This window comes from Marinoscillum sp. (assembly GCF_040222955.1).
Classification (GTDB): domain Bacteria; phylum Bacteroidota; class Bacteroidia; order Cytophagales; family Cyclobacteriaceae; genus Marinoscillum.
The window spans coordinates 55122-72164 of sequence record NZ_JAVKCA010000013.1 but is presented as its reverse complement, the minus strand read 5'-3'; the positions used below and the strand labels follow the sequence as shown (position 1 = coordinate 72164).

14 protein-coding genes are annotated in these 17043 nt (G+C 39.0%); all 14 read right to left on the bottom strand.

Annotation, left to right across the window (positions count from 1 at the left end; all coding sequences use genetic code 11):
* On the bottom strand, positions 1–1314 hold the full coding sequence (locus RIH33_RS12690; RefSeq protein ID WP_406651164.1) for a phenylacetate--CoA ligase family protein: 1314 nt from the start codon (positions 1312–1314) through the stop codon (positions 1–3).
* Positions 1315–1318: 4 nt separating this feature from the next.
* On the bottom strand, positions 1319–2677 hold the full coding sequence (locus RIH33_RS12685; protein WP_406651163.1) for a hypothetical protein: 1359 nt from the start codon (positions 2675–2677) through the stop codon (positions 1319–1321).
* Positions 2677–4056 carry a hypothetical protein gene (locus tag RIH33_RS12680; RefSeq protein WP_406651162.1) on the bottom strand — a complete coding sequence of 460 codons (1380 nt, stop codon included), beginning with the start codon at positions 4054–4056 and terminating at the stop codon, positions 2677–2679. The genes RIH33_RS12685 and RIH33_RS12680 overlap by 1 nt, the downstream gene beginning before the upstream one ends.
* Positions 4053–5471, bottom strand: a complete 1419-nt coding sequence (locus tag RIH33_RS12675; RefSeq protein WP_406651161.1) for an oligosaccharide flippase family protein — start codon at positions 5469–5471, stop codon at positions 4053–4055. Before RIH33_RS12675 ends, RIH33_RS12680 begins: the two co-directional genes overlap by 4 nt.
* Positions 5468–6142 (bottom strand): cytidylyltransferase domain-containing protein, encoded by a 675-nt coding sequence (locus tag RIH33_RS12670; protein ID WP_406651160.1) that lies wholly within the window; start codon positions 6140–6142, stop codon positions 5468–5470. The genes RIH33_RS12675 and RIH33_RS12670 overlap by 4 nt, the downstream gene beginning before the upstream one ends.
* Positions 6142–7188, bottom strand: coding sequence for a nucleotidyltransferase family protein (locus RIH33_RS12665; protein ID WP_406651159.1), 1047 nt, complete (start codon positions 7186–7188; stop codon positions 6142–6144). Before RIH33_RS12665 ends, RIH33_RS12670 begins: the two co-directional genes overlap by 1 nt.
* A gap of 85 nt (positions 7189–7273) precedes the next feature.
* Entirely contained in the window at positions 7274–8395 is a 1122-nt protein-coding gene (gene neuC, locus RIH33_RS12660; protein ID WP_406651158.1) for a UDP-N-acetylglucosamine 2-epimerase, read from the bottom strand.
* Complete coding sequence (gene neuB / locus RIH33_RS12655; protein ID WP_406651157.1) at positions 8392–9414, bottom strand: N-acetylneuraminate synthase; 1023 nt, start codon at positions 9412–9414, stop codon at positions 8392–8394. The genes neuC and neuB overlap by 4 nt, the downstream gene beginning before the upstream one ends.
* Positions 9411–10046: a NeuD/PglB/VioB family sugar acetyltransferase gene (locus tag RIH33_RS12650; RefSeq protein ID WP_406651156.1), complete on the bottom strand. Its 636-nt coding sequence runs from the start codon at positions 10044–10046 to the stop codon at positions 9411–9413. The genes neuB and RIH33_RS12650 overlap by 4 nt, the downstream gene beginning before the upstream one ends.
* On the bottom strand, positions 10030–11178 hold the full coding sequence (locus RIH33_RS12645; protein ID WP_406651155.1) for a LegC family aminotransferase: 1149 nt from the start codon (positions 11176–11178) through the stop codon (positions 10030–10032). The genes RIH33_RS12650 and RIH33_RS12645 overlap by 17 nt, the downstream gene beginning before the upstream one ends.
* Positions 11171–12166, bottom strand: coding sequence for an NAD-dependent 4,6-dehydratase LegB (locus tag RIH33_RS12640; RefSeq protein WP_406651154.1), 996 nt, complete (start codon positions 12164–12166; stop codon positions 11171–11173). Before RIH33_RS12640 ends, RIH33_RS12645 begins: the two co-directional genes overlap by 8 nt.
* Entirely contained in the window at positions 12156–13232 is a 1077-nt protein-coding gene (locus RIH33_RS12635) for a Wzz/FepE/Etk N-terminal domain-containing protein (RefSeq protein ID WP_406651153.1), read from the bottom strand. The genes RIH33_RS12640 and RIH33_RS12635 overlap by 11 nt, the downstream gene beginning before the upstream one ends.
* Before the next feature lie 101 nt (positions 13233–13333).
* Entirely contained in the window at positions 13334–15817 is a 2484-nt protein-coding gene (locus RIH33_RS12630) for an SLBB domain-containing protein (protein ID WP_406651152.1), read from the bottom strand.
* Between the two features lie 71 nt (positions 15818–15888).
* Positions 15889–16662: a 3'(2'),5'-bisphosphate nucleotidase CysQ gene (gene cysQ / locus RIH33_RS12625; protein WP_406651151.1), complete on the bottom strand. Its 774-nt coding sequence runs from the start codon at positions 16660–16662 to the stop codon at positions 15889–15891.
* Positions 16663–17043 lie beyond the last annotated feature (381 nt).

Sequence of the window (17043 nt, the reverse complement as noted above, 5' to 3'; positions counted from 1 at the left end):
CTAAAAATCTTTTATTATAAACTTCATTTTGCCCTTCACGTCAGGTATGCGATTCACAACTTCCACTGTAATATCTGCCAACCCTTTTGATTTTGCCTTCAATGTATTTTTGACATTAGAAACGACATCTTCTAATCCTTCTTGCTTTTTAGGCACCACTTTTATTGTTATTTCGGCTCTACTTTTCTGAATTACCTGAAACCTACTTACCGAGTCGACATAATCATCAAATATTGTAGTCAAGTATTCTCCTGATATTACAACATCCCCTCCTATTTCCAAATTATCAGTAGTTCTACCTTTAACTTTATTCATAAGAGGGAGGTTCATCCCACAACTACACTTATGATCTTTGAATGAGCTTTCATCACCATTCATATATCTTATTAAAGGAAAAGCGTAATCCTCAAGATCAGTAACAATTAATTTGCCAATCCCATTATTATTCTTATCAATAAACTCTACCTTCTTCACATCTGACAATACATGAAGACCTTCTTTTTTTGGGCATTCGGCTGAAATAAAATACACCTCACTACAACCATATTGATCACATACTGGGGCATTAAAAGCACTGCTTATTTTGCTTTCCTGAATACCTGTGATCGGTGAAGCTGTTAGCCAGACAGTTTTTGGAGCTGGAACTTCGATTTTATGTTTAATAATATAATCAGCAACCGCATCAATAGCCCCAACATAACCATGAATCATTTTTGGCCTTATTCTTGCCATTTGCATAACAAAGCTCCTAATATTTTCTGAGGTAATATTTGTTGCATCCAGTTTTACTGCCTTTTGCGGATAATATATTGCCCTCATTGCTAACTTGTCAAAGTTACTGTAAGGTAAAGGTCTATAGGCTGTAGCAATGTTATCAGTGGGATTTATCCCCCACCATGATTGTATTCTCCACTTTTGTGCCTCTCGGACTACGTTTTTATTCCTTCCAACTCTCAATGGAACACCCGTACTTCCACCAGTTGTAATGTCCTTTACTGTTTTATGCGAAACTAATCTCGAAATCAACAATTCATAATTTTCTGCGATCTCCTCTTTAGTGAGTACAGGCACCTGATAGTAAACTTTTTCAGAGCTGATATCATTTGGATGAAGACCTACTGATTTATACTTTCGTTGGTAATACGGTACATTTTTGTAAGCATAATTTAATAGGCTCTTTGTTCTACTCCAATTTAACTCGTTCAGTTCTTCAAGAGATAAGGCTTGATTTCTAATCCCATCAAGATATGCTTGGAATGCAGAGGACTTGGCCACAGTATATTTTAAGAGGAATTGAAATGTATTAAGATTCATAAGATCACTCCTTTTTTATCATTGACAAGCACATGATAAATATCAAATTCATAAATACAGTGAAAGATGCAAATTCAAGCCACAAATCTAATACAAGCTGGGCAAAAAACAGGCTCATGAAAATTGGGGCCAAAGCTACAAATGACCCAGAAAACCCTTCCCCTCTTTGAACATTGATAAAAACCAGCCTTCTAGATAAGAGTAAAAGAATAAGTAAGCCTATAACCCCAAACTCTGCAATTACAGATATTAAAGAACTCGATGGTAAAGCTAAAACAGAACCTCTGAATTTTGCTTGCTGTTCGTCGTTCCATAATGGCCATATAATTTGCCTTGTTTCTTCCGACATAGATACAGGAAAGTAAGATGGGTGTGGGTATAAATAATCTCCAGTTAGAATTAGTGCTGCTCGACTTGAGTATTGACCTGGACCAAGACCAACTAAAAAGGTGGTGATATCTTTTTTGATTACCCTATCAAAAGTTTGCTCAAAGGCATATAACTTTTGGAATTTATATTGATCGGAGAAGTCCACAGATAATAATTTATCTGCAACCAAAGTTATCATCTTGAAATTACCTGGCTGTAGTTTCGCAAAAACAGTTACCCCTAGTGAGAAAAATAAAATGAAGGTGGACAATTGAATTATCATGATTTTGGACCTACTCTTCTTTATTTTTAAACTAACTGCCGCATCTTTAAGAGATTTGAAAATTCTCAAAGAATAGAACATCACCAAGAAAAAGACGCTCATAATGATCCCTACCATGTAACTTGAAATCAGAGCACCTAAAAAGGCGGATATCGCGGCAAATCTCACCAGATTTAAAATTGATTGATGATTTTTTTTTACCTCCTTATAGATAAGAGTTAAAATCAAGCCTTGAAACAACATTTTAAGGGAGTACACATGAGAACTCTGAGATAGCGTAGTGCCCACCACTTTATCCCAAGCATTTCCGGTAAACTCAAGTTTAAAGCCTTGAAAGATGATCAATTGCACAAACCCAACTCCAAATTCTAGAATTGACATCCACGCAATCGCTCTTATAAGAAACAAAAAATCCCTCTCTTCTAACCCACGAAATCTAAAAATGAACATATAAAAAGGCGTTAGTAATACCCAGCTCAACGCAATATTATAGTAAGCCGTATCAGTCCCTCGAACCAATCCGACACAAAAATAAAATGAAGTGAAAAGGAAAGAATATAAAAAAGCTTTTCTGCTGGCATAAACTGACCCTGTCATGGAACCAATTAACAAAATAACCACTGGTAATAAATGAACCAATGGCTGCATAAATCCTTTTATTGGGAACCAGCATATGATAAGTAAAGAAAGAATAAGAGTTCTTTTACCCATCAGAAATCAATATAGATCCCATCCTTCTCCTTGCGGATTTCGTACAAATTGTTCTTAAGGATTTCAATTTCTGATTCAGTAACTATACCGGAAGCAATTTTGTAAGCAGATTCAATCTTATTAGGATTGAGCCTAACAGGATTATTCAAGTCCGCTTCTTTCCGTCTGTTAGCCAAGGTCGAAATATAATTTTGCAGGCCGAGTTCCTTGTTGAACCAAATACCAGCTTTTACGGCTTTGTCCTTTACCAGCGATAAACACAAGTTTCGATAGTGAACTAGGAAATCGCTAAAGCCATATTGTGCAATTCGGTTTTCAAGAACATCTTTTATTGCTATAGCATTTCGTAGGACAGCCTTTTGATTGCCTCCATACATATACTTTTCAAGAAGCTTTTTACGTCCACTTGATGGATAAAATACCTTTCCTTCATCATAGTTTCGAAGAATATCCATAAACTGACTTTTATTTACCCATTCAAATAATTCGAAATACTCACCTTTTCGCTCCTCTGGAAGATCGTGTAAATCCAAATTAAACACTTGCTTATCCATGACTAATACTTCGAATAATGAGGTGGAGCTATATGAAAAAACCAAACCAGAATCTAATACGTCCTCAATAAAGTCTCTATCTCCAACCAGTGATATATTATTAGTCCCTTTCAAAAGTTCATACGCCGCCCTATCTTCTCCAGGATGAATCCTCATTTTAAAATGAATATTAGGATATCTTTCGGAGGCTGTCAATACCCAATTTACCAACTTTCGTCGTGCCTCATAATAATGTCTATGTATTGGTGTATTGTAATTTGCTTTGTATCTTTTTTTAAATTGTGACCACCTCTCATCATCCATATCACCCAAAGAAAAGTCAGAAACAATCAGCACAGATTTTGATGGACTAAGGTTGGGAGTACTTGTATTTAGGCGCGTAGAAACCTGTAATTTAGGATTACCTGTTATATAGATTTTATCTGCAGGAATTGAGGAATGAGTCATTAACAACTCTGCAAAGAAGGGACCCCATACGAAATGAGAGGTGATCTGTTTGGAATATTTTGACTTTGCACTTGTGTTTAGTTTTTCCTTATACAATGCTGAATTGATTATTTGTTCAGCATGAGTGGCTACCATCATGGAATTTGTTCGAATAGCTCTTGATAGTTGTTCGGGCGTTCGGTTTACATTGTAGCTCGGAAATAAAGTTAAGTCTATATTCTCTCTTGTACGATCGAAGAAGTCAAAGCCTGAGGGAGAATAAAAAAAATTATAATTATCCAACTTGCATTCAATGTCCATGGCTTTTAACAAAATACCAATACAAGAATTAACAACCGCCTCTCTTAGTGCATTATCAATCAAAAAAGACACCTTCATACTCCCAATTTTTTTAGATCTGATTTATTAAATAAAAAAGCCCAAACTGTATAGACTATGATAAAGCTCAACACTTTTAAAAGACCGTCAATCACTAAATTACTATGGAACTCAAATGCCCCAAGGAATACTAAGATTACAATGCCTCCCACTAAAAAACTAATCAATAAACCCAAACCTTTAAGTTGATCCGAATTTCGAAAGTGACTCATAAACCTTAAGCCAAATAACAACCCTCCAAAAAGCACAATGAATGAACATACGCTACCAAGAGCGACACTGACAATGTCTGGAATGTATTTAAGAAGTATCAAACTCATGGTGATATTTACAAAAAGTGCTAAAAGAACTATCAAAAGCCTATTTTTCTGTTTGTTCAAAGTAAAGTAGGAATTTGTCAAAATGCCCCCACTAAAGTAAAATATATGTCCAACCAGGAGCCATTTTGCAGCATCAATGCCATCAGTATAATCTGGTAAGAACATAGATGTCACTAACGGCAACAGTAAGTATACTAAACCAATGCAAGCAGAATAAATAAAAATCAGAACCTTTGTATATCTGAAAACCCTACCTATAGAGAGAAACGTTTTGTCCTTCCCGAAACTCGATGAAAATGAAGTATACAAGACAGAATTCACAGAACCAGAAATCAACAAGAATGGATTGATCACTAAATAAGCGAGCCCGTACAAGCCGAGAGATTTATCATCAAAATAGTTAGCGATTATCAATCGATCAGATAAAGTCACCAAATAACTTGATAGGACAATTAATATTATCGGTGTCCCATCTACTATCAACCCTTTAATGTAAGTTAACTTAACTTCTAAGTTCAGAGTGACTTTATTTATTAGATAAAATATTAGGAATGTTAGTATGTACCGAACTAACTGGCCAATAAGAAACCCGAAGAATGATAACTTGTATGCTAAAAAAACACTGATCAATGAAAGCAAACCACTTAGGAAAGATACAATCCCAACCTTTTTGAATTGATTATGGCTTCTAAAGACTATACCAATATTATAAGAAATCAAATTAAATAATAGAATAGGAGCAAACAAGTAGCAGTAAGTTTTGTCGATACCTAATAAACTCGGGCCAAGTAACATAAATGCCACTAGTAAAACCGTTCCCATCAGCCAAGAAAAACCGTAAGCATTGTTTTGATTTATCCGGACGGTTTCTAGCTTATTTTCTGCAATAAGTATTGGCACATTTCTCTGAATACTTTCAGAAACACCTAATTGCGTGAATGGGCTGAATTTTAAGATGATATTGAAAATCATCCAAATTCCCCACATTTCAGGACCTACTAATTTAGCAACTAGAAAGGTAGTTAAGAAGTTGAAGACACCCCCAAGGGTAGATCCTGTGGCGAAACGAAGTATATTCTTAACGACTAAACTCAATTGCCCCGGAGTAACATCTCAGCAAAAACCCAATCAAATTCGGTATCAATATCAACCGAATCACCTTCACTCATCTCATATTTCTTAATCTTTTTGAAATCTTGAAAACCAGAGTTCAAAATTGATCCCTTATTAATTATATAAATAGCCCCATTAAATTCCCAAACTTTCGGACAGTCCTGTCTTCTTGTAAAACCCCCTTCTTTAGATTTTTGCAAATTCCCTAGCTGATCCTCTTCGTATAACACATAGTAAGGGTTTGATTTGGTCTCCTTAACTCCAACAACCATATCCAAATCATGAGAATAGAGACATAGTGCTTCTTCTATATGTGTAGCCGTTCTGAATGGTGAAGTAGGCTGAAGAAGTACTATTAACTCATGATCCTCCCCTTGATTTTCAAGATAAGATATTGCGTGCAAAATTACGTCTCTAGTCGATGAAGTATCTGTAGCTAGATGTAACGGCCTTAAAAAAGGCACTTTCAACCCCGTTTGCTCAACTACTTTCTTAATTTCTATATCATCTGTTGAAACGATGATTTTCTCATCCGGGAATATCTCTCTAGCCGAATCAATAGTATAATGAATCAGAGGCTTATCACCTAGTTTTCTAATATTCTTTCTGGCGACACCTTTGGAGCCCCCTCTTGCTGGAATTAGTACAAACATCAGAACTTAATATGTTTAATATCTTCTTGTGCTTGCATGAAATCTTCAGGCTTTCCAATGTCAAGCCAATACCCTCTTAACGGATACGTAACGACCTTATCGCCTTGATTGATCAAATGTTGAAGTAAATCGGTTGCATTATAAAATTTATCTTCGGGGATGTGATTAACCACTTCTTTTTTCATTAAATAAATACCCCCATTGGAATAATAGGTGTAGGATGGCTTTTCTTTGAAACTATGTATTCTTCCATCATTAGTTTCCAAGACTGCGTAAGGGACATCGACTACATAAGGAATAGACACTACAGAAATGTCTGCTTCTTTCTCAATAAAGTCTATGAAAAAGTTTTCATAGTCTAAATTGGTCAATAAGTCAGAATTGGTAACCAATACATATTCATGACAAAAATCAGATATTTTTTTTACCGCTCCAATTGTTCCTAAGGCCTCCTTTTCCCAAACATATTTTATACGAACACCTTTTGCAGAGCCATCTCCAAAGTAAGACTCAATTTGTTCCCCCAGGTAGTTTATAGAAATCCAAATGTCATCTATCCCGAACGATATTAGCCTATCAATATTATGCTCAATAATGGCTTTTTCTCCAACTTTTAATAATGGTTTTGGTGTGTCTTCAGTCAAAGGTCTCAAGCGGGAGCCTTTTCCTCCGGCCATTATAACAACATCAACCGGTAAATATGATCTTAATCTTCTAAGATTAATTACGTTGACGATTTCTCTTTTCCCATTTAACACAGGCAGGACTCTAAAACCATTCTCCCTGAATTTAACAATATCATTTAAAGAATAATTTTCCTTCTCTAGGAACCTGGGATTCGCTTGAATAAGGTCTGCTACCTTGAGTTCTAGTGAAGCATTCTTTAAGAGAGCTCTTCTAACATCACCATCAGTTAATGAACCCACTAATCTTTCTTCATCATCCACTGCAAACAGTATAGCATCGGAAGCTAACTCATCCAACTGTTTAAGAGCTACACTAATATTAGCTTCTATTTTTATGATATGCTTCTTGAACGGATACATTTCTATATTTCTTTGATTTTTCCCAAATCGATTTCACATATGAATGAGCCAAAGTTCATTTTAATAAAATACATTTCTAAATCCATCAAAATTCTTGAACTAATTCAACTATTCTTTCTAAACCATCTTCCCTATAATAAATATTCACACCTGTGAATGTAAACTCCTTGGATTCTATAATTCCTACAGCACCCAGAATGGGGTTCAATTCAAAAGGGCAATCAATTACATTCTCGCTCCGATCTCTTCCTTTCTGACGATCCCCCAGGTTAATTACATACTTATTAAAAGTCGCTGCTTCAATAATTCCACTTGATGTATTTCCAATAAGAAATTTCGATAGTTTCATTGCAGAAAAATAACCTTGGGTTCCAAAATTCTCAATGAGAATTATCTTTCCATTTGAACTTTTTTGAAGTTCAATGAACATGCTTCTGTAAAGGGAACCCTTAGTATCGGCATTTGGCATAGTGATCACAACTTGATACCGGTCTGAGATTTCCTTAAAAATGTTAGCGCATACATTTGCATATTTTTTGTTCGATTTACTGTCTATAGTCTCTGGGTGAACTGTCACAAGAACTGTTTGCACCGAAAAATCTATTGAAAATCTGTCAATCATCTCCGATACAGAGAATAGCTCAATGTTACCAAGATTGTGCAAACTTATTGACCCAGAAATGTAGATATTGTTAGATTTAGTTAGTTCCCATACTCTATCCTTATATTCCTCCGTAGATACAAAATGCAAGTGACTTGCTAAAGAAATGGCATGCCGATAGGTATTATCTATTGCGCCAAGGGTAGTTTCACCACCATGAATGTGAGCAAACTTAATCCCGAACGGAACACCTGCATAGACGGCACCAAACATTTCAAATCGATCTCCTAAACATAAAATTATATCGAAATTATTGCCGTAGTTCTTCCAAAACTCTGCAAATTTCATCATTGTTAATGATACTGATGATGAAATTGCGTTTTCATCATCATGAAGCAACATTGAGTTAATCTTGTAATCAACCTCAAATCCATGTGATTCAATATGTTTTATCGTCAAACCATGATATGGAGAAAGATGAGTTCCAAATGCGATTATGCTAAGACACAGTTCTCTATTCTTTTGGATCTCTTTTAGCAAAGGCAGATAGATACCAAAATCGGCACGCGAACTTGTTAAGACACCAATATTTTTCTTTGCACTCACCTTAAATCTTCAAAACTCAGCTTATGATACATTGGTAAGTCAAGACTGACTTCTTTGCCAATTATTTGTTCCCACTCCATTGGACTAATTCCATCTCCCGGCCTTAAGGGAATGAGGTCAGATTCACTTATTGTTTCTCCCTTCTCAAGCGGTCTTAACAAATGAATGCTCTTCCGAGCAATTGACTGGTTTTTGATTTCGCTCGGGCTTGGCTCTTTTTGCGAATTTCCAGACATAGCTCTTTCAATATTTCTAATTGCTTTAACCATTGCAATCAATTCATCCGGTTCAAGTGATGCGGCGTGATCAGGCCCTTCCATGTCTCTGTCTAAAGTGAAATGCTTTTCAATCACTTTCGCTCCCAAAGTGACGGCCGCAATTGGAACCTCAATCCCTAGGGTATGATCTGAATAGCCGACTTTAACCTTACACTCATCTGCAATTGTTTGCATTGCTCCTAAGTTAACATCTTCATAGGGTGTTGGGTATTCTGTGTTACAATGCAATACAGTAATGTCATTTAATGTCAATGTCTTGGATGTTAATACCTCAAGTGCATCCTTAATTTCATTAAGAGTAGACATACCCGTAGAAAGTATAACTGGCTTACACAATTCTGATAGTTTTCGTAAGTAAGGATAGTTTGTAATCTCTCCACTAGGAGATTTGAACATCTCAAAACCCAAGGAGGACAGGTACTCAAGCCCTTCTACATCAAATGCTGTTGAAAAAAACCGAACTCCTTTTGAAAAAGCATATTTCATTAAAAGAACATGCTGATCATGAGATAATTCCAATTTCTTTAATAATTCATGCTGAGAATTCTTTGACTTAGTATTTGTTTCTTGATATTCCGCCATTTTTGCGTCTCGACTAACTAAAGAATCTGCTCGAAAGGTTTGGAACTTGACGTAATCCACGTTGGCTCTTGCAGCAACATCAATTAACTTCTTGGCCAATCCAATGTCACCGTTATGATTCACCCCTGCTTCCGCTATAATCGTGACATTTTCATTCATCGCAATATTCTCTTTGCAGGGTTACCTACTATTTTTAGATTACTTTCAAGGTCATCTATAACAACAGACCCGGCACCAACTATTACATTATCCTTGATTTTAATCCCTTCTTTGATAACTGTATTCGCGCCAACAAATACATTCTGCCCTATTTCAACATTACCCAATATAGTAGCACCAGGCGCAATGTGGGAACCTGCCCCTACTTTGCATTCATGTTCAACTACGACAGACGTATTGATAATTACATCCTCTCCTATTTCAACTTGAGCATTGATAATGGCTCCTGCGGACACAAAAGTGCCAGAAGAAATTGTTGACGATTTAGAAATTGTGGCACCCGGATCAACAATCGTCAAACATTTTCTCGACTTACTCCTTATAAAAAGACCTATTCTTCGACGAATTTCATTGTTACCAACGGCCAAAATAAATGCCGATTTCTCACTCCAGCCTATAAAATGCCCTTCATCCTCGCTTCCACAGAATGTCAAGTTGTAAGGATTCTTAGTTTGCCTTGATCGATCCAAGTAACCATATACTTTCAGACCTAATCTGTCAACTGATTCTAAGATAACGTAAGAATGACCTGAATACCCAACGAGGTAAATTTTATTATCGTTTTCTTGCACTACTTGGAATATTTACAATTCTTTCAGATAATCGTTTTGCGTTTTCTTGAGAATCCCTCTGACAATTCTTATACATAGGAAGGTTAAACATTAACTGCCAAATAGGGCGGGTCATTACATTGTTGGCATTTGTATACTCAAGAAACTGGTCTTTGGATTCTTCATCCTGAAATTCCAATGGAACTAACCAATAGTTCCACTGCGTGTCCATCGGAATTTTCTTTAATCTAAATGACCCTGAGCCAAGTTGCTCTTTATAAATTTCATAAACAGCCCTTTTTGATTCAATAAAACTATCAAGCTTCTCAAATTGAGCCAATGCCAAAGCTGCATTTAGATTTGGCATTCTAAAATTATACCCAAGTTCATCATGATAGTAATCCCATGCATGGGGCACTTTAGCTGTGGTTGTTAAATACTTCGCCCTAGTTGCAAAAGTTGGGTCTTTAGAAATCACTGCTCCTCCTCCTCCTGAAGTAATAATTTTATTTCCGTTAAAGCTAAATGCACCCATCATTCCAAAAGTCCCAGAAGATTGACCTTTATAGAAACTCCCCAATGACTCAGCAGAATCTTCAATCACGGGAATTTTCCACCTATTGGCAATATCAACTATCCTGTCAACTCTACACATAAACCCAAAAGTATGCATGGGCATTATAGCCGCAATGCGCTTCCCTGTTGATTTATTAAAAGTTCCTCCTTCTCTTAACTCACCAAACTCTTCGAGAAAATCCTCTAGTGCATCCGGAGAAAGTCCCATTGTTTCATAATCTACATCAACAAAGATGGGATTGGATCCATTATGTTTTATAGCATTAGCTGTTGCCACGAAAGTCAATGCCTGTGTAATCACTTCGGTGTTTTGTGCCACTCCAGCAATCCTGAGCGCTACTTGCAGGGCGGCAGTACCATTAACTATCGCTGCTGCTTTCGCCGCATTGGTATATGCTGCAATGGCTAGCTCAAAATCATCAACAAATTTACCTACCGATGATACATATGTTGAATCAATGGTTTCCATTATATAGTCTTTCTCCTTCTGGGAGAAACGAGGTTCATGCAATGGGATAAAATCCTTTGTCCTGTAAATCGATTGAACAACCTCAATAAACCGATGTAAATCAGACATTGTAAATATCAGTTTTATATCGTGACAAATTGGTCTCATCTGAAAACCAATCGATGGTTTTACTTATCCCTTTCTCTAAAGAGTAACTAGGCTCCCAATCCGTATACTTCCTTAACTTCTCATTTGAACCAAACAATCGGAACACCTCACTTTTTGAAGGTCGCAAACGCTCACCATCTGTAACAATTATTGCCTTAGGATTAATCTGATTAATCATCTCTTGAGCAAGATCTCCTATCGATATCTCAGATTGAGTAGCAATGTTAACTTCATGACCAATAAGGTCTATACAATTAGCGATGGCATGAAACCCATTAACGGTATCCTCCACATAAAGCAAATCTCGAGTGGGTGTTATATCCCCTAGTTTGATTTCATCTTTTCCTGAGAGCAATTGTGAAATGATGGTGGGGATAACTGCACGCGCTGACTGCCTGGGGCCATAGGTATTAAATGGTCTAACGATTGTGATTGGCAGATCGAAACTTCTATAAAATGAATCTGCAATACTATCTGCTCCAATTTTGGTAGCTGAGTAGGGTGATTGAGGTTGTTTAGGATGCTCTTCAGTAATAGGAACGAATTGTGCTGTGCCATAAACTTCTGAGGTTGACGTAACCAAAACCCTTTCAACCCCATGATCACGCGCAGCTTGTAAAACATTAAGCGTCCCTTTTACATTGGTATCAACATAAGAATCAGGGGAATGATAGCTGAATGGAATGGCAATTAATGCCGCAAGATGATAGACTATATCTATACCTTTCATTGCTTCTCTCACTCCATTGGGGTCGCGAATGTCCCCTGTGAATATTTCGACCTGTTCGAGAGTAGATTTATCTATTGTATCTAGCCATCCCCATGAATTAAATGAATTATAATAGCAAAATGCTCTAACCTTAAAACCCTCACTCACGAGAAGTTCCGTCAAATGACTTCCTATGAAACCATCTGCGCCGGTTACCAGGACAACTTTTCTATCTTTCATCGACTATTTTTTTAACTGTTACCAAAGAGACGGAAATCATAACCCCAAGAATGCAGAGACTTATTAAAATGAATCCCCTCTTTGGCTTACTTTTATCCTCTGGCACCCTCACTGGTTCGAATACCGTAAACACTGGTGTTTCTTCCTTTACTTTTATCTTGGCCTGCTCAAGTTGAGTGGCCAGACCTTTATACACCTCAAAGGTGATGTTCATTTCGTTTTGGAGTCGCAGGTACTCAGTCTGCACCAGAGAGCTGCTAATATTTTTATTCTGGTCAGTAAATCTGGCTACTTGGTTTTGTTTGGCTTCATACTCCTTTTCGGCCTCTATATAGCGTTCCCGAATAAACTCCAAATTAACCTGTGCCTTTTCTACTTTGTAGTTGGTCACCTCACTGGTGAGTTTTTTTACCACCAGATCGGTCACCCGCGCAGCGGCATAAGGATCAGGCATTTCAGTGGTCACGGTAATGATCCCCGTCTTACTATCCACAGCAACATTGATCCGATCCCGGTACTTTTCCAACAGTTTCCAGTCGTCTTTGGTAAGACGGAGCAAGTCATCCGTCGGGCTAATAAAAGTTACTTCCTTAGCCAAAAAAAATCCTTTGACCTTCCCTGGTAGGCCAATAGTATACCCAGCAAGAACACCGAAAAAGGAAGGCTCATCAATTTCCGTAAAATAGGTGTAGCTACTCAATAGAGAGTCCAGATTTTCGAAGCGGATCGGGGTATGAATGAGTTCCAACTGAAAGGGAATACTTTTCACAATCTCAGGGTAAAGCTGAGGGGTTAAGGAACCGGAGACACCCAACCCCAGGTCAATTCCAGCCAACCCAGCAAGTCCACCGAGTCCACCTAAGTTACCTTTCATCCCTTCCTGACTCTCCGGCATTAACTTGCAGGAAGCTTCGTATTCTACCTTGCTGGTAAAGGCGATCAGCAGACCAAGCACTACGAAGATGCTGGTTGTTTTCAGAATAAAGCCCCGCTTGAACCAGATGACTCGTGCAAGCTCAAGGAGGTCAATTTCATCTTCGTGTATGACTTTGTTCGGTTCTTTCATACTAATCAGAGCGCAAAGGTATGCTTAAAAAATGAGGATTTCGTTCAAGGTTCATTCTGTCATGAAGTGGTAATCTGAAACAACCCAAGAGCAACCCGGCATCACCTCGTCAAATTGTTAATGATCAACGCCAACGTCCCAATTCCAGTGGTGATACTTATAATCTCCCCTGGACTTAACTTTCTTTTCACTGGCTTCCTCGGAATAATCACCTCTGCACCTGGCTCGACTTTGGGGTAGTCCTTAAACCACAGGAAGCTCCTTGTTCGTTCTGCACTGCCATTGGCGTAAACCACATAAGATTTATTTCGCTTCGCATCATCCGCAAACCCACCAGCTTGGGAGATGAGCTGGTTGAACGAATTGGTTCGATCATAACGTATGGTGCTTGGATAAAGTACCTCGCCACGAATTCTCACCGTTTGCAGTTCTCGAGGAATGCTGATCACATCCCCTTGTTTAAGAATTAGATCCAAACCAGAACCCGGATTTTCAAGAATTTCCACCAACCGAATCCCAATGGACTCCTGCGCCTTAAAGGCCTGTTGACTCTTATCCACTAGAGTATCCCGAGCTAACAACCCCTTCAATTCTTCTCTTCTTATCTTTGCTGCTTCATCTCCTTCCTCATCGGAAACATAATATTCAGTACGCCGAATCAATGTTGCGCCTTTGGCATAGGCAAAGGCCGTCAACCCTCCTGCTCGCTTCAGCACATCCGAGATCCTTTCATTTTTGGTTTGAAGTGCATATTTCCCTGGGTACTGTACCTCTCCCTCAATCTCAATTATATTCTGTTTCTCATAGAAAGGTGACTTACGAATGACCACCAGGTCAAAAGGCTCCAGCTCAAATTGAGAACCGGTCGCATTTAAAGATAAATTCTGATCAATCGGGAAATTAAAAATCTCCGAAGCATTGCTCCCATCACCCGAGTCGGTTGTGACCCTACGGGCCACTTCCACAAATGACTTGGCCGCGGTTTCCTTGAATCCATTCGCCTGATAAATAAGGTTCTCTACAGTCATCCCCCTGGCAAAAGGATAATAGCCCGGAACCAACACCTCACCCTGAATGGACACAGTATAATTCTGCTTCATATCAAACAATGATTGCACCCGGATCAAATCTTCTGATTTTAAACGCATATCAAATGTTCCATTCAACACTTCCTGAGGAGAAAATGCGACATTCGATAATGTCAGATCATCATTTTGCCTGATCACGATCGCCCTTGGTAAAAACACATCGGCTCTAAATCCATCCGACACAGCTATTAAGTCGGAAAGCATCATGCCTTCTTTCAGCTCAAACTCTCCCGGATGGTTTACTGCACCCTCGATCCGAACCCTTCCGCTAAATTGATCCTGTATAGCCCCTATTTCAATATAATCACCCCCTTGTAGCTTAAATCCTACAAAATCCTCAGGCAATATAGTCTGGACCGTTTTCCTGTTCCCCAAATTTCTCCGTAATGAAATGCTCGCCTGGTATGCGCTGGCCGTGAACCCTCCAGAGAACTCAAGGAGCGTAGCCAAAGATTCCTCCGCTTTGACCTCATAAATGGCCGGTCGTTTCACCTCACCCTCAATAGATACCCGGCTGAGATACGGTTTTACCAAAAGCACATCCTGATCCTGAAGCATGATATTTTGACCCTCACCGTCAATCAAAAAACGATAAGCATCCAATGTGGCTACTTTTTGTCCACCCCTGAATACCTGAATATCCCGCAGTGAACCCTTATTATTCGGACCACCTGCAAAATACAAGGCATTGAAGGCTGTTCCGAAAGAGGACATTTGATAAGTTCCCGGCCTATCCACCTCACCAATCACATTGACGTTAATGGTCCTTGTCTGACCCAGGCTCACCTGGGCATGGGTATTATCACCCAGGGTACTATAAATAGCTTTCAACTTGGACAAGATCCTTGATTCGGCCCGCTCCATAGAAAGCCCATTCAGAAAAATAGGACCCAGACTTGGGATAATGATAGATCCCTCGGGAGATACCTCGAGCTGATAGGTCTGCTCCGAAGCGCCCCATACATCAATGATGATTTCATCCCCTGGACCAATCTGATACCCTTTTGGAGTGGCAATGCTCAAACTAGGCTCGAAGGTAAGGTCCTGATTCCTAAAGAATGAAAGTCCAAAAATCTTCAACTCTGAATCCTCTTTCAAAGTATCAAGTGGGAAAATAGAGGCGAATGGGTCAAATGTTGACGACCGGTTTTCATCGTTGGCCTGCCGGTTGTAATCAATCGTGGAAGTTCTTCCCCTGGATATTTCCTTGCTCCCACCTCCGGCACTTCCGGATTGAAGCTCTGCCATTCTTTGTCTAAGCTTGGCAAGCTGGGAAGATGACATTCCTCTTGCCCGGGCCAGTACCTCCAACTGCTGCTCAGAATAGCCACTGGCCTCCATCTGATCCATGAATTTATGAACCTGCTCATCGGTCAGATCATCCACATTGACATTTTGCAGATTCTGAATGCTTGAAGCATCTTGTGCCCGTGTATTCACAACTTGTGTAAGGGTAATGATGCAAATCAGAAGAACCCTGGTAATGACTTTACTCATTCTGTTTTCAAATTTCGGATGCAAAGGTAGTAAAACGATCGATGAATCTGATTGGTATGAAAAAAACCTGCTCACCTAGCTTTTTGACGTCCAGACACTAGAAAATACGGGTTCAACAAGTTTTCCTTATTATATAAAACAGGATCCCTGGTATCCTTGATGGTAACCATCCCCCCAGCCTCTTCCACGATAATCTGAGCAGCGGCAGTATCCCATTCCATGGTAGGTGCATATCGCGGATAAAGATCTGCCTCACCCTCAGCGATCATCAATAGCTTCAATGAACTGCCCCTGGAAACAATCTCAGGTTCATTCAGCTCGTCCAGATATGCCTGTGTCTCTTCATTCAGGTGCGACCTGGAAGCCACCACTTTGAGACCTCTGTCGGTTTGGCTGAACCGATTGGCGCCAATTCGCTCACCATTTTTAAAGGCGCCTTCCCCTGTAACCGCCCAAAAAAGATCATTCAACACTGGTGTGAAAACCACTCCCAGTATGGCCCGACGGTTATGAATCAGTGCAATGTTTACCGTGAACTCCCCATTCTTTTTGATAAACTCTTTCGTTCCATCCAATGGATCAATCATCCAAAAGTAATCCCACTTGCTCCTGACTTCATAGGGGATCGAATTCCCCTCTTCACTCAGAATGGGAATTCCAGTCTTTTCCAACTCCCTGACAATGGCCAGATGTGATGCCTTGTCTGCCAGGGTTAGCGGAGAATCATCCGATTTCGCTTCGATAGAAAAATCGCCCGAATCATAAATACGAAGGATTTCTATACTCGCTTTTTGAGCAGCCGTTTTGGCTATTTCTAAAAATTCCTGAAAATTCATATCATTCATTCCTATCGTTTAATCGTCAAACTCCATCTAAGGTGTTTGAAGCGTCCAGCCCCCTCCTTGGAGGGGTGGGGGTGGGTTTTGTATTATCCTTGATCCAGTATTTAATTGTCCTCAAAACGTTGTTTATGTTCTTCTTCACTTCTAAATCATCGAAACGCAAAAAATGAACACCCCGACTAAAATGAAGGCTGCTTCTGTCTCATGGCTATCCCCGTCTACCTCGATAGTAAGTTTTAAATCCTGACAATAAAATCTAAATTGATCTCTTTAGAATCTATCTACTCGTAAACCCACCCCTGGCCCCTCCCAAGAGGGAAATAGTCATATTCAATCTACCGGGAAGAAAACTCTACCAAGAAAGGGAAATCTAATCGCAGGCCC